The organism is Caldicellulosiruptor naganoensis, from assembly GCF_026914285.1.
GTDB lineage: Bacteria > Bacillota > Thermoanaerobacteria > Caldicellulosiruptorales > Caldicellulosiruptoraceae > Caldicellulosiruptor > Caldicellulosiruptor naganoensis.
Genome location: NZ_CP113864.1, coordinates 1,529,790 through 1,544,757 on the forward strand (window position 1 = coordinate 1,529,790; position 14,968 = coordinate 1,544,757).

Consider the following 14,968-nt stretch of genomic DNA (forward strand, 5'->3'; position numbering starts at 1 on the left):
GTTAAAGACCTATATTTTCCATATTATTGTAAAACTGTTTATTAATTCTTTCAAGTAAAGTTTTATCAACAAGGTTTAATCTAATGGTTTCTTCAGCCGCCTTTCGCGCTTCTTTCAAAATTTCCATATCATTTACTATATCCGCAATCTTAAAATTCATAAATCCATGTTGCTTTGTTCCAAACAAATCACCTGGTCCTCTTAGTTTTAAATCCATCTCTGCTATTTCAAAACCATTTTGGCTTTTGGTTATTGCAATCATTCTCTTTTTAGCTATCTCAGAATCACTTTGATTAAACAGGATACAGTACGATTGATGTTCTCCTCTTCCAACTCTTCCACGGAGCTGGTGAAGCTGTGCAAGGCCAAATCTTTCCGCATTTTCAATCACCATCACAGTTGCATTAGGAACATTTATACCAACCTCAACCACCGTTGTTGACACTAATATATGAATCAAACCTTCCTTAAACTCTTTGAGTACTCTATCTCTTTCTTTTGAAGAAAGTTTTCCATGCAGACAACTTATGTTGTAATCCTTAAAAAACCCTTCTTTCAATAGCTTTGCAAACTCCACAGCAGATTTTGCATTCAAAGTTTCAGATTCCTCAATCAAAGGACAAATCCAGTAGACCTGCCTTCCGTTATCCAACTGTTTTTTGATAAAATTGTAAACACGCTGGCGAAAACTTTCATCAACAGCGTATGTTAAAATCTTTTTTCTACCTGGTGGCATCTCGTCTATTATAGATATATCAAGGTCACCATACAAAACCAAACTCAATGTCCTCGGGATTGGAGTTGCGGTCATAACAAGTATATTAGGAGAATTCCCTTTTTTTGTAAGCTCCACCCTTTGTATTACACCAAATCTATGTTGTTCATCAGTAATTGCCAGACCCAAATTTTTAAATTTGACACCTTCCTGAATCAGTGCGTGAGTTCCAATTACCATAGAGCAAAGCCCATATTCCATCTCTTTTAAAATTACCTCTTTTTCTTTTTTTGGTGTTGAACCAATAAGAAGGCGTACATTTATTTTGTTTTTAAAATACTTTTTACACTCGTTATAGTGCTGGATAGCTAAAACTTCAGTTGGTGCCATCAGTGCAACCTGATACCCGCTTTTAATCGTAGCATATGCAGCAGCTAAGGCAACAATCGTCTTTCCGCAACCAACATCACCTTGGATAAGTCTGTTCATCTGTTTTGAACTTTCTAAGTCCTCTGCTATCTCATTTAAAACTCGCTTTTGTGCATTTGTTAGATCAAACGGCAAGAGTTTCCTAAATTCTTCTATATTTTCTTTTGCATTTTCCACTCTTACACCCTCATTTTTTTCTATGTTCTCTTTTAGAAGTAAAAGTGAAAGCTGCAAAAGATAAAATTCTTCAAACACAAGCCTTCTTCGCGCAAGACTGAGACTTAACATGTTATCTGGAAAGTGAATATTTTTCATCGCAAAGTTTATTTCACTTAAATGATATTTTTGTCTTATGTATGGCGGAATGACATCTTCAAGCTGTCCTTCAACCTGCTGCAACAGATTATTTACAATGTTTCTTATTACTTTTTGAGATAGACCTTCTGTAGAATTATAAACAGGAACAATCCTTCCTGTGTGAATAAGGTTTTGGTCGTATTTTTCAAATTCAGGATTTTTAACTTCGATATAAAAACCTCTTCTTTCTATTTTGCCCGAAAAACAAAATACTTCTCCTTCTTTTAAAACATTCTTTATATAGTCTTGATTAAACCAGACGGTTGTAATAACACCAGTACCATCCTCAACAGGTATTTTTATTATCTTTACATTTTTTGTCTCTATCTCAGTTGGTTTTCCACAAACAACCCCCACAAATGATTCTATTTCACCATCTGAAAGGTCTTTTATCTTCTTAAGTTTACTATAATCGAGGTATTTCCTTGGAATGTGCCAAAGTAAATCTTCAACCTTTTTGATACCAAGCTTTTTAAAAAGTTTCTCTCTATTTTCTCCAACACCTTTTAGGTATCTTATCTCTTTTTCAAGTAGCTTCATTTTTTCATCACATCTCGGCAACAATTATAAAGTGATATATGTCATTTCCACTTTGATAGCTTTCTATGTCAATTTTAGGAAATTCCGCTTTAAGGCTTTCCACTAATTTCTGCACATCATCAAAACTAACATTTTTACCATAGTAGATGCTCAAAATTTGAGTGCTATCGTCAACAATCTTCTTCGCGCACAAGAAAGCCACTTCTATTAGGTCTTTGCCAGATTGTATTATCTCTTTTTTGGATATTCCTATAAAATCACCTTCTTTAATCTCAAAACCGTTTATTCTTGTACTTCTTACAGCTTGAGTAACTTCAGCAACTTTAATAGAATTTATTGCTTCTTGCATCCGCTGGAGATTTTCCTCAACATTTGAGTTTACATCAAACCGTATGAGGGCTGCAATACATTCTGGAATGTTGCTTGTTTTTATAATTTTGATATTCTTTTTTGTATTGATTATTTGAAGAGCAAGCTCAGCCGACATTATAACATTTTTGTTATTTGGAAATACAAATATATTTTTTGCTGGGACATTTCTTATTGCACTTATAAACTCCTCTGCACTCGGGTTCATTGTCTGTCCGCCCTCTATAATAACGTCAACTCCTAAACCTTTTAAAATTTCATTAAATCCTTCACCCTGGGATACAGCTACAAATCCATATTCTTTTGTAATTATCTCATTCTCGATATTCTCATTTTTCCTTTGGTTCATTTCAGTTTTTACAAACTCTTGGTGCTGATATTTCATATTGTCAATCTTTATATTTATAAGCTCCCCATACTTCAGAGCCTTTTCTATTACCTTGCCAGGTGAGTTTGTATGGACATGGGTTTTTAAAATTTCTCCATCTTGGATTACTATAATTGAATCGCCAATGGTCTGAAGATATTCTCTAAACTCATCCTCTATATTTTTTTTAAGTCCCGTTATAAAAAACTCTGTACAGTAAGTAAACTTTATATCATCAGTTTTAAGAGTAGCTACCTCACAAGCATCTTCCTCTTGAACATCTTCAAAACTAATTCCTTCTTTCAAAAACTTATACATCCCTTCAAAAATTACAACAAGCCCCATGCCACCACTGTCAACAACATTTGCTTCTTTTAAGATAGGCAACATTTCAGGAGTTTTGCTTAGCCACTTTTTACCACTCAAAACACAAAGTTCAAGAAGGTCTTCTATTTCACTTATGGAATCTGACATAGTCTGTTTTTCAACATCTTCAGCTATTCCTTTTGCAACGGTCAGCATTGTACCTTCTGTGGGTTTCATTACCGCTCTATAAGCACTTGCAGCGGCCGATTTAAGACAGGCAACAAATGTTGGAATGTCCAATACATCTTTTCCTTTTAGTTCCTTTGCGAAGCCTCTTAAAAGCTGTGAAAGTATAACTCCAGAGTTTCCTCTGGCACCTTTTAAGCTACCAAAAGCTACTGCATTCATAAGTTCATCAACGCTTTTAAAAACCTTGCCATTAATCTCTTTTATGGAACTCGCAAGTGTTGCAGACATGTTTGTGCCTGTATCTCCATCTGGTACAGGAAAAACATTTAGAGCATTTATCTTTTTTGCATTCAATTTTAAATAGTTATTAGCTGCCTTTAGCATATCTTTTAATACATCTGCTGTTAAAAATTTCATACTACATCCTCCTCAGCTTCTTACAAGCGGATACCATCCACATAAATATTGATGTTACCTGGTTTTAATCCAGTGTACTTTTCAATTGCATACGAAACCCTTTCCTTTATATTTTCAGCAACTACAGGAATTCTTGTTCCATATTCAACAACTATATGGATATCAGCATTGACGACACCATTCTCTGCTGTAACCTTTATTCCCTTTTGTAGATTTTCTCTCCCAAGTAGGTTTACAATTCCGTCTGTTATGCTTTTTGATGCCATCCCAACAACACCATAGCTTTCCATGCTGCTAAGCCCTATTATGGTTGCAATACAATCATTTGTTATCTCTATCTTGCCAAACTTATTTTCAAAATACACACCCATATCTTTCCATCCCCTATCTTTTTACAATCTTTGAAAGTCGTTTATAAAGAGCAAACGTAATAATGGAAATTATAGTACCTTTTATAAGATTAAACGGAATAATTGAGAACAATATCAAGGTAAACTTGTCAGTAATAAGACTATTGAACTTTGCAGCAAGTTTTACTATTTCTGTTATAGGAAATTTCAACACCTTTTCATACAAAGGAAGAAAAACAAAATAGTTTAAAATTCCCGCCCAGATAGAAAAAACAACAGTAGATATTATTAAAGACAAAATTGCTCCCTTTTTTGTTTTATTGCGACTGTATATGTATCCAGCTACAAATACAAAACAACTACCTACTGTAAAGTTGGCAAGCTCACCTATTCCAGCTGTTTTTGTGACAAAAAGGTGAAGTAGATTTTTTAAAAGCTCAACTGCAACTCCAGGTAAAGGTCCTAAAGCGAATGAGATAATAAGAGCTATCGAATCACTGAAATCAAGTTTCAGAAAGTCTGGAAATATTCCAAGCGGAAACTCAATGAGCATTACAACAAAAGCAAGTGCACCAAATATAGAAATCTTAATAAGGTTTTTTGTTCCTGTCTGGCTCATTCTTTTTGATCTCCTCCTTTTACCAAACGCTTGTTACTCAAACACTAAAAAAGCATCAAGCTCATCTAACACCTTATATTCGCCAGGGTTCAAATTTTCATCTAACTTTAGCCTGCCTATTCTAATACGTTTTAAATACACAACCCTATTTCCAATTGATTCAAACATTCTCTTTATTTGATGGTATTTTCCTTCATGAATGGTAATGCTAACTGTAAAATCATCTATTATAGTATATTTTGCTGGCATGGTTTTATAACCATCATCTAAAACAACACCATCTTCAAATACCTTTATCTTTTCTCTATTAAGCTCTTTCTCAAGCTTAACAATGTATTCCTTCTCTATGTGTTTTTTTGGTGATATAACTTTGTGCGTATACTCTCCGTTGTTTGTAATTATCAAAAGCCCCTCAGCGTCTTTATCAAGTCTACCAACCGTGTGCAAATTTCTATATTTTAGGTTTTCCGGAATAAGCGAGAAAATAGTAGGTGAAAACGGGTCATCATTTGAACAAACATACCCTTGAGGCTTGTTCATCATAATGTAAACCCACTTTTGAAGCTTTACTATTTTTTCTCCCACCTGTACAACATCCTTTTCTTCATCAACTTTCAAATCTGGGCTGTTAGCTTTTCTGCCATTTACTTTTACAACGCCCTTCTTTATCAACCTTCTTACCTCACTTCTTGTCCCAAAACCACTGTGTGCTAAAAATTTGTCAAGTCTCATATTACTCTAATCTCCACCCTCTTGGAAAATAGTTCTTTATTATATGCCCTTCTGCCTTGCCCCAGCCAAGTGTAAAACCATCTACGCACATAGCAACAAATCCCTTTAAATTTTCAACATTTTCAATAGTCTCGCCCTTGAGATACCTAATTAGCCTTTCATCATCTACAGAAAAGTTGATTGCTTTTTTTAAATTCTCGAACTTAAGACTTGAGATAAGGTGCGCTGAAGGATAAAACCTCCCTTTGTAAACCTCTCCAAGCAAAAGCCCATTTCTTATAGGAGTAATTTTGTCAAACGGTCCTTCATATCCTAAATAAAGCTTGTCAGCCTTTTTATAAAATACCCTGTTTTCAAACATTTTAAAATCTATATCAAAGTGCTTTTGGCAAAATCTTTCAAAAATCTCTAAATCACTTTTGTCAACTTGATATCTTTTCGGTTCAAAAACCCATTCATTGCCACTTTCTTTTACCTTCTTCAGCTTACATATAAAATGCCCTTCACCTTTAACTTTGTGTGGATAGATTCTAACAGCCTTTTTAAGCTCCATATTTCCATTTATTGCGAGTCCATCAGAAAATCCTGGGTATTTTTTTATCTCAACCACCTCATAGTTTTTATGTTTTTTCAAAAACCAGTCAATTATCCCCTCATTTTCTTCTGGCTCAAATGTACAAGTAGAGTAAACTATTTCTCCCCCTACCTTTAAAAGTTCATCTACCTCTGTCATAATACTTCTTTGCAAATTAACATATTTTTGTGGATGATTTGAAGTCCATTTTTTAGAAGCAGCTGGGTCTTTGCGAAACATTCCTTCACCAGAACAAGGTGCATCAACCAAAATTTTGTCAAAGTATGCACCATAGCTTTCAGCTATTTCTTTTGGCCTGTTATTCAAAATTACAACATTTGTAACTCCAAGATTTTCTACATTCTTAACAAGTGCCTTTATCCTTGTTGGTTTGACATCATTTGAAACAAGCATACCATTTGGTCCAATCTTTGCTGCAATCTGGATTGTCTTGCCGCCTGGTGCTGCACACAAATCTAAAACCTTTTCACCTTCTTTTACATCTAAAGCCTCAACAGGAAACATTGCCGATGGCTCTTGGATGTAGATAAGTCCAGCAAAATAGTAAGGGTGTTTACTCAGTCTAATTTCATCGTTGACATAAAACCCATCTTCACACCATGGAACTTTTTCAAACTCTATACCAATCCGCTTCATGAATTCATCAACCGAAACCTTTGCAGTATTTACCCTAAATCCTTTGTAACTATCAAAATCATACACCTTTACAAAATCCTCAAACTCTTCTTTCAAAATCCTTTTCATCTTTGACAAAAATTCTTCTGGCAAGTTCAACTTCTGAATTTACCTCCTCTTCAAGCTCTATAAAACTTGGAATATAAAGCACTTTAGGTATAGTGATTCTTCATAATTTATAAGATACGGATGGTCTTTTGCCTGTGTTCTATACTCAATCATTCTCAAAGTCTTTTTTACATCCTTTGCTGCATCTTTTATTACCTCAAAGAACAAATCTGGCTTCATATAGTGCGAACATGAACATGTGACTAAAATACCACCTTTTTTGAGTATTTTCATAGCTCTTAAGTTTATCTCTTTATATCCTCTTTTCGCATTTTCAATTGTATGAATACTTTTAGCAAAAGCAGGCGGGTCCAGAATCACAACATCGTACTTTTCCTTTTTGTCATCAAGTTCATTCAAATAGTCAAAGACATTAGCAACCACAAACTCACATTTGCTTTCAACACCGTTCAGTTTCGCATTTTTCATTGCCTGCTCAATTGCTGTATCTGAAATGTCAACTCCAATGACTTTAGATGCCCCAAACTTTGCAGCATTTATTGTAAAACCGCCTGTATGACAAAAACAATCAAGAACAGTCTTGTCATTTACAAAATTTCTGATTGCAACCCTGTTTTCTTTTTGGTCCAAAAAATACCCTGTCTTTTGTCCATTCTCTATGTCAACAATCATCTTTATACCATTTTCTTCTATCTCAACCTCTGTAGAAGACTTTCCATACAAAAAGCCTTTCTTAAGCTCAAGCCCTTCAATCTCTCGTACCTTTGCATCATTTCTCTCATATATTGCTTTTGGATTTACCACATCAACTAATATATCTACCAACTTATCCTTGTATCTGTCAACACCTTTTGAAAGTGTTTGCATAACCAGAACATCGCCGAATTTGTCAACAATAAGTCCCGGCAAAAAATCAGCTTCTGCAAAAATAAGTCTGCAATTATTAACGTATCCTATACTCTTTCTATACTCCCACGCATCTTGAACTCTTTTTCTGAAAAAATCCATGTTAATCTCTTCGTTTTTCCTTGTAAGAATTCTTACTAAAATTTGTGATTTTGAGTTTATAAAACCTTTACCAACAAACTTATTTTTGAAATTATAAACCTCCACAATATCGCCATCTTCAAACTCCCCATCTATTCTTTCAACCTCATGTCTGAATACCCAAGGATGTCCATTTTCAACTCTCAAGCCTTTTCCTTTTGCCAGGAACACCTTTGCCATCTGAACAAAAACACCTCTTTATTTTATTCTCTTTTGTGTCAGGTACTCATATACAAGATAAGTAGAATGGTAGCGCAATCTTGCCCAGTCTTTCCAAAAACCGCTCTGCTGCTCAATAATATCGCAATAGTCTTTTATCCTTGGCACTTCAACAGGCAAAACTTCAGAAATCTCTCCATCAGTTTCTGCAAAGCTGTCTTTTTTGTAATCATCTATTAAGAAGACGAAAGAGAAAAACTTATATGATTTGTCTTTATAACAAAGATTGTACTCGATAACACCTATCAAAGAAAACTCTTGAACATCAATCCCAAGCTCCTCTTTTACTTCTCTTTTCAAGGCATCAACCACTTTTTCACCAATTCCAATCCCACCTGATGGTACTCTGTACAAACCTTGAGGGTACTTATCCTGCCTTACAAGCAAAATAAAATCACCATCTTTTACAGCAAATACAACCTCACCAATTCTGTCAACGTTTATCTTAGAGTTTACATATTCAAAAAATTCTTGAGTTTCAATCTCTATATCAATTTTTTTCTCTATCAAATCCCTTGATACATCTATCTCACTCAAATCAAACATGCTCGGCAAACGCACTTTTAAACTGCTCATTTGCCTCCTCCAAATCTTGTATAGTGTTTATATTCTTAAAGCTCATTAACATGCTATCAAATTGTAGTATTTCATTTAGCTCTATCTTTTTTATATTTGAATTTTTTAGTGCAAAGTTAAGCGATAGTATCCCTTTGCTAACACATTCAAGTGCACTTTTTAAAAATGTTTTGCTATACACACAGCATAAAGGTTCAAAATAGCCATTGTAAAATGGCACAACTGCATCATATCCTTCAAACTGTAGCATATACCTTACCAATTCTCTATTTATAAACGGCATGTCACATGCACAAATAAAATTTTTATCGCTTTGAGAATATATCAAACTTGTAATAACTCCTGCCACAGGTGCATCAATTTTAAGTGCATCTTTTATCACTTTAAAATTTTTTAACTTTAAGACTTTTTCTTCTTTCACAACAATAAATTTTTGATCAAATAAATCTCCTATGTTTTGGTCTATTATCTCAACAACGTTCTTCCCACAAATAGTTATGTTTAGCTTGTCAAAACCAAGCCGGCTTGATTTTCCACCTGCAAGTACAAATAGATTTTTCATGTTGCCACCTTTTTGACAAACACAAAATTAGAATTAAAAGCAGCCTGGGAGTCTTTTTCAGCTGTAAAACCAAAAAGACAAGAGTTTATTGTCTCAATCTTTTCATTTTGAAATCCCTCTTCAACAATTATAAATCCTCTGCCAACATTTTCGCTTATACAAGCCTCCAAAATAAAACCTCCACATCCATTGTATATTAAAATTCTATCCCTGTCTGAAATGTTTAACCTCTTTGCATCAAGAGGATTGATATAAGCAAGCTTTTTTCTTTCAAAAAACTCTTGTGAGTGTAGTGTCTTGTCAGAGTGAATTGTAACAAGTCTTAGCTGATTTTTCAAAGGTTTTTGAGTACAATCCAAAGCCGGTACAGCTACTCCTAATTCTTCACTCTTAAACTCAAATTTTTTGCTCTTTGTCAAAAATACTCTGTCTTCCCATGGCACATCGATTGCACAGCCTCTTGTAAAATGGCCTTCAAGTTTTATATTCAGGTTTCTCTCAAGGTGCTGTTTTACAACATCTACCCACTCTTTTTCGGATTTTATAGGAAAATCAAGATTTAGCCTCTTTGCAAGCTCATTTATTATCTCAACCTCTGACTTGGCTTCACCTATCTTCTCAATAGCCTTTTCTGAAATGCCTACATAGTCATGCCACATATTCGGGATGAATATATCTTCCTTTTCCAGAAAACTTGCTGCAGGCAAAATTAAGGTAGAGGCATAAGAGGTTGCTGTCAAAAACATATCTACATTGACAACAAACCTTTTTTGAAGTTCCCTGAACACCAAGTCAGAATCAGGACATTGCGAAACAGGATTTCCTGCCGAGATATAAACAAATTCAATTGGCGGATCTGATAAACTCTTGAGATACTCTCCAAGTTTTGCTCTATTATAAAAACGCTTATTCACAGCCCTTATATCATCTTTGAAAACTGGCTCAAGGTTTTGCGTAAACCTGTGAGCAAAATTCGCACCGCCACCTTTTATGCCTACATTTCCAGAAATTGCAACAAGATAGTCAATTGTCCTGACTGTATTAACACCATTTGTATATCTCTGTAGTCCATAGCCAATAAAGGTTGAAACAGGCTTTTGTAAATAAACCTGTGCAACTTGTTCAATTACTTCTTTCGATATCCCACATTTTTCTTCAACCTCTTTATATGAAAGACTTTCGGCAATTTTCTTTACTTCTTCAAACCCAATAGAATGATTATCAATAAAACCTCTATCCTCTTTGCCGTTTTCAATTATATACTTAATTGCTCCATAAGCAAGATAAGAGTCAGAAGATGGTTTTATCACAATTCCTATATCAGCAATTTTAAAAGTAGGAGATTTGTATATATCAATCACCATTACCTTTTTGCCTTGTTTTTTAGCCTTTAAAACAAGATAATAAAGGTGTAGGTTTGTCCATTGTGCATTCCTTCCCCACAGCACAATCCAGTTAGAATTGAACAAATCAAAAGGTGAATGACAAAGCGAATTTCCAAAGTCTGCCTTTTGCGCAAGCAAGCCAGCACCCCAACAAAGGCTACCTTCAGAATATGTAGCTCCACCCAAGTAATCAAAAAATAGCCTCTCTATATTTTTTAAATATCCTTCGTATCCATCGCCACTGTAGTACAAAATAGCACTTGATTTGTATTTTTTCAAAATTTCTTCTATTCTCTCTGCTATCAGATCAAGTGCAGTATTCCAGTCAACCTCGTGAAAATCGTTTTTCACTCTCAAAAGAGGCTTTTTTACTCTCTCTTCAGAGTAAACTTTGTCCAGCAGTCTATAACCTTTTTTGCACAAAAAACCCTGAGTAATGGGATGGTCTTTGCTACCCGAAAGTTTTAAAGCTCTACCATCTTGTACTTCTGCCAAAATTGCACAGCTGTCAAAACAATCAAGCGGACAGAAAACTTTTTTAATCATTATATAGCCCCCAAAAATTTTTTTCACATTTCTGCAAAGTCAAGACTAATATCAAGACTTTTTACAGAGTGAGTAATGCTACCGACTGATATAATGTCAACCCCTGTTTTTGCAATCTCCTCGATATTCTCCAATGTTATGTTGCCAGATGCCTCAATCAAAGCCTTCCCTGATGCTACTTCTACAGCTTTTTTCATATCATCAAGCCCAAAGTGGTCAAGCATGATAATATCAGCACCTGCTTCAAGTGCTTCTTCAAATTCATTCATTGTCCTTACTTCAACCTCTATTTTCATTGTGTGAGGTATGTTTTCTCTTGCTCTTTTTATTGCCTCTTTTATACTCCCTACAGCTTTGATATGGTTGTCTTTTATCAAAACAGCATCAGACAAGGAATACCTATGGTTTTTCCCACCACCAACAAAAACTGCGTACTTGTCAAGCATTCTCAAAAGCGGCACTGTCTTTCTTGTATCTGTAACACACGCTTTATAGCTTTTTATCTTCTGCGAAAGCTTATATGTTGCGGTTGCAATCCCGCTCATTCGTTGAAGAAGGTTTAATGCTAACCTTTCACCTTTTAAAATTGCACGAGTATTTCCATTAATCTTTGCTAAAACATCACCTTTTTTAATAATCTCACCATCTGATTTTACCTTTTCAAACTCTATATTCTCATCCAATATCTCAAACACTCTTTTGGCAACATCAATACCACATAAAATTCCTTCTTCTTTTGCAACTAAATCTGCTGAGGATATACTGTCTTGAGGTATTAACAGGTCTGTTGTTATATCTCCATATGGCATATCTTCTATCAATGCTTCCTTGATAAGCTTATCGACTATTAAAAAATTTAACATCTATTCTAATACCTCCCATCCACTTAGAGAGAACACCAGGTGCTTTTTCCAATTAACATCGTCCTGATAAGGAAAGTCTTCTCTGTAATGAGAGCCTCTGCTCTCTTTTCTCATCAACGCACCAGATACCACTGTATATCCAATCAAAAGCATGTTGTAATACTCTATTTGCTTCGGAGTCTGAAGTTTTACTTTGCTCAAAGTAGATAATTTATCTAAAATATAGCTAATTAAATTTTCAAGCCCTTCATTATTTCTGACAATTCCAGCAAATTCACTCATCTTTGATCTTAAAATTTCTATCTCAGAAATTACATCTCCTTTAAACTCTTCAGAATCTTTAGAGAAATAATGTACATCTTTTTCTTTTACTTCTCCAATATTTCTGCTATTGATATACTCTGCTATTCTTTTTCCAAAAACCAAGCCTTCTAAGAGCGAGTTTGAAGCAAGTCTATTTGCACCATGTACGCGCGTCCCTGCAGCCTCACCGCATACAAACAAGTTATCAATTGTAGTTCTTCCAAATTCATCTGATAAAACCCCACCCATACTGTAATGCTGAGCAGGTGCAACAGGAATCTTCTCTTTTGTTATATCCAAACCAAGCTCTAAGCATGTCTTGTATATATTTGGAAATCTCTTTTTAATAAACTGACTGTCAAGGTGAGTTATATCAAGAAACACGTTGTGTGAGTTTGTTCTTTTCATCTCAAAATATATTGACCTTGAAACAACATCGCGTGGTGCAAGCTCTGCTTGTGGATGATATTTTGGCATAAATCTTTCATTGTAGATATTATAAAGAATTCCTCCTTCGCCTCTCACAGCTTCTGAAATTAAAAAACTCTTGTTCTTTTCATGATATAATACTGTTGGATGAAACTGCACAAGCTCCATATCAACTAATTTTGCACCACACCTCAGAGCTGCTGCGCAACCATCTCCAGTTGTTACTTCAGGGTTGGTAGTGTACTTGTATAAATACCCATAACCACCAGATGCAAGTACGATATATCTTGCAAATATTATCAGATTTTTATCTTTTCTTTTAAGTAAAACTCCAATTGCTCTATCGTCATCAGTCAATATATCAACAAGAAAGGTATTTTCAAACACTGTCACGTTATTATATGATTTCAACTTCAGTCCAAGATGTTCTGAGATTATCCTTCCTGTTGCATCACCACTTGCATGTACAATCCTTCGCCTGCTATGCGCACCTTCTTGTCCTAATACAATCTCTCCTTCGTCATCCAAATCAAACGGTATGTTCATCTTAAGCAAAATGTTTATATTCTCAATTGCTTCATCAACTAAGATTCTTACCATATAAGTATCACAAAGCCCTGCACCTGCTTTAATTGTATCCATGTAGTGAATGTCAGGGCTGTCATCTTGGCTCAAAGGAGCTGCAATTCCACCCTGAGCCAAGGTTGTGTTACTAATTTGGATATTTTCCTTTGTTATAAGAGCAACTTTTAATGACCTATCAAGGTTAATTGCTGTATAAAGCCCTGCAACACCTGTTCCCACGATAACAACATCAAACTTTAACACATCATCACTTTTTGTATCAAAATCAACACAATATCTTTTAAACTCAACCAAATTGACCATCCCCAATTCTATTTAGCTGAGCTCAAGCATCTTCAAAAGAGCTTTTCTTGCCCCTTCTATAATATTTTCTTCAACATTAATCTCATATCTATCATACAAAAGAGCATTTCTTACAGACTCTAAAGTATTTTTCTTCATATTAGGGCATATCATTCCCGGATGGAGAATATAAAACTTTTTATCAGGATTTCGTTTTTTCAAACTGTACAATATTCCCATCTCAGTACCAATTATGAACTCCTTTGCATTTGAAGAAGTGGCAAAATCAATAATCTGCTTTGTGCTACCAACAAAATCAGCAAGTTCAACAACTTCCGGTCTGCATTCAGGATGAACCAAAAGCAGTGCCTCTGGATAAGCTTCTTTGACCTTTAGTACATCTTCTTTCTTTATTTTGTAATGAGTAATACAAAAACCTTCCCACAAGATTATGTCTTTTTCGGGTACCTGTTTTTTCACAAAGCTGCCTAAATTTTTGTCTGGCAAAAAGATAATTTTATCATTTGGAAAATTTCTTACAATTTTTACCGCATTTGATGAGGTGCAAATGACATCTGACTTTGCTTTTACAGCTGCAGGTGAATTTATATAACACACAATTGAATAGTCTGGATATTTTTCTTTCAAGCTATCAACATCTTCCTCAGTTATCATATCAGCAAGCGGACAGCCAGCATCTATCTCTGGTAAAAGAACCTTTTTTTGTGGTGATAGAATTTTGGCACTTTCTGCCATAAAATGCACACCACAAAATACTATTACATCTTCTGTACGCTCTGCACACACTTTGCTCAGATAAAACGAGTCACCCACAAAATCTGCTATCTCCTGAATCTCATCAATCTGATAGTTATGAGCAACAATTATCGCATTTTTCTGTCTTTTTAACTCCTCTATTTCTCTTTTAATCTTTTCAATATCCAAGAAAATCACTCGCTTTTCTACTTGGATTTTATCTCTAATATAACATTTAAAACTTAGAAAATCAACATTTCAGAGGTATCTTAAGAATTTATAAAATCAAGATAGCCTTGAAGGATATAAACAGCTGCAAGCTTGTCGACCACCTTTTTCCTCTTCTGCCACGACACATTTTCTTCCTTAAGTATCCTTTCAACAGCCTTTGTAGAAAACCTCTCATCCCACTTGGTAATTTCCACTTTATACCTTCTCTCAAGCTCACTACATATCTCATCAATCTTTTGGAGTTTCTCTGTAGTCTTATCTGGATGAAACTTGCTTACAGGGTATCCAATTACAATTTTTTCTATCTGATATTCATTAAAAATTTTATCAAGGCAAGAGTATAAATTCTCTTTCTGAATGTCAAGCACACAAAGAGGCTGGGCAGTCAGCTTAAGTGGATCAGATATTGCAATTCCAATCCTCCTGCTTCCTATATCAAGGCACAAAATCCTCAA

At 34.9% G+C, this 14,968-nt stretch carries 14 protein-coding genes; all 14 read right to left on the reverse strand.

Annotation, left to right across the window (positions count from 1 at the left end; all coding sequences use genetic code 11):
• Position 1 precedes the first annotated feature (1 nt).
• The 14 genes from recG to ruvX all read right to left on the reverse strand — a co-directional run bounded on the left by recG (position 2) and on the right by ruvX (position 14,968).
• Positions 2-2,041, reverse strand: a complete 2,040-nt coding sequence (recG, locus tag OTJ99_RS07560; RefSeq protein ID WP_045164627.1) for an ATP-dependent DNA helicase RecG — start codon at positions 2,039-2,041, stop codon at positions 2-4.
• Between the two features lie 7 nt (positions 2,042-2,048).
• Positions 2,049-3,689 (reverse strand): DAK2 domain-containing protein, encoded by a 1,641-nt coding sequence (locus OTJ99_RS07565; protein ID WP_045164626.1) that lies wholly within the window; start codon positions 3,687-3,689, stop codon positions 2,049-2,051.
• Between the two features lie 20 nt (positions 3,690-3,709).
• Positions 3,710-4,060, reverse strand: a complete 351-nt coding sequence (locus tag OTJ99_RS07570) for an Asp23/Gls24 family envelope stress response protein (RefSeq protein ID WP_045164625.1) — start codon at positions 4,058-4,060, stop codon at positions 3,710-3,712.
• Between the two features lie 13 nt (positions 4,061-4,073).
• Entirely contained in the window at positions 4,074-4,658 is a 585-nt protein-coding gene (locus OTJ99_RS07575) for an ECF transporter S component (RefSeq protein WP_045164624.1), read from the reverse strand.
• 33 nt (positions 4,659-4,691) lie between these two features.
• Positions 4,692-5,390 (reverse strand): pseudouridine synthase, encoded by a 699-nt coding sequence (locus OTJ99_RS07580; protein ID WP_045164623.1) that lies wholly within the window; start codon positions 5,388-5,390, stop codon positions 4,692-4,694.
• Position 5,391: 1 nt separating this feature from the next.
• Positions 5,392-6,759: an RsmB/NOP family class I SAM-dependent RNA methyltransferase gene (locus tag OTJ99_RS07585; protein ID WP_045164622.1), complete on the reverse strand. Its 1,368-nt coding sequence runs from the start codon at positions 6,757-6,759 to the stop codon at positions 5,392-5,394.
• Positions 6,760-6,786: 27 nt separating this feature from the next.
• A complete protein-coding gene (locus OTJ99_RS07590) occupies positions 6,787-7,956 on the reverse strand; it encodes a class I SAM-dependent rRNA methyltransferase (RefSeq protein WP_045164621.1) in 1,170 nt (389 codons plus the stop codon).
• A gap of 18 nt (positions 7,957-7,974) precedes the next feature.
• Positions 7,975-8,541: an NUDIX hydrolase gene (locus OTJ99_RS07595; protein WP_269015321.1), complete on the reverse strand. Its 567-nt coding sequence runs from the start codon at positions 8,539-8,541 to the stop codon at positions 7,975-7,977.
• Positions 8,534-9,133, reverse strand: a complete 600-nt coding sequence (locus OTJ99_RS07600; protein ID WP_045164619.1) for a molybdenum cofactor guanylyltransferase — start codon at positions 9,131-9,133, stop codon at positions 8,534-8,536. Before OTJ99_RS07600 ends, OTJ99_RS07595 begins: the two co-directional genes overlap by 8 nt.
• Entirely contained in the window at positions 9,130-11,064 is a 1,935-nt protein-coding gene (locus tag OTJ99_RS07605; protein ID WP_045164618.1) for a molybdopterin-dependent oxidoreductase, read from the reverse strand. The genes OTJ99_RS07600 and OTJ99_RS07605 overlap by 4 nt, the downstream gene beginning before the upstream one ends.
• Before the next feature lie 23 nt (positions 11,065-11,087).
• The gene (gene nadC / locus OTJ99_RS07610; RefSeq protein WP_045164617.1) at positions 11,088-11,927 is read right to left on the reverse strand and encodes a carboxylating nicotinate-nucleotide diphosphorylase; all 840 of its coding nucleotides are present in this window, start codon (positions 11,925-11,927) and stop codon (positions 11,088-11,090) included.
• On the reverse strand, positions 11,928-13,538 hold the full coding sequence (gene nadB, locus OTJ99_RS07615; RefSeq protein WP_052671458.1) for an L-aspartate oxidase: 1,611 nt from the start codon (positions 13,536-13,538) through the stop codon (positions 11,928-11,930).
• Between the two features lie 21 nt (positions 13,539-13,559).
• The gene (nadA, locus tag OTJ99_RS07620; RefSeq protein WP_045164615.1) at positions 13,560-14,471 is read right to left on the reverse strand and encodes a quinolinate synthase NadA; all 912 of its coding nucleotides are present in this window, start codon (positions 14,469-14,471) and stop codon (positions 13,560-13,562) included.
• A gap of 80 nt (positions 14,472-14,551) precedes the next feature.
• Positions 14,552-14,968, reverse strand: coding sequence for a Holliday junction resolvase RuvX (ruvX, locus tag OTJ99_RS07625; RefSeq protein WP_045164614.1), 417 nt, complete (start codon positions 14,966-14,968; stop codon positions 14,552-14,554).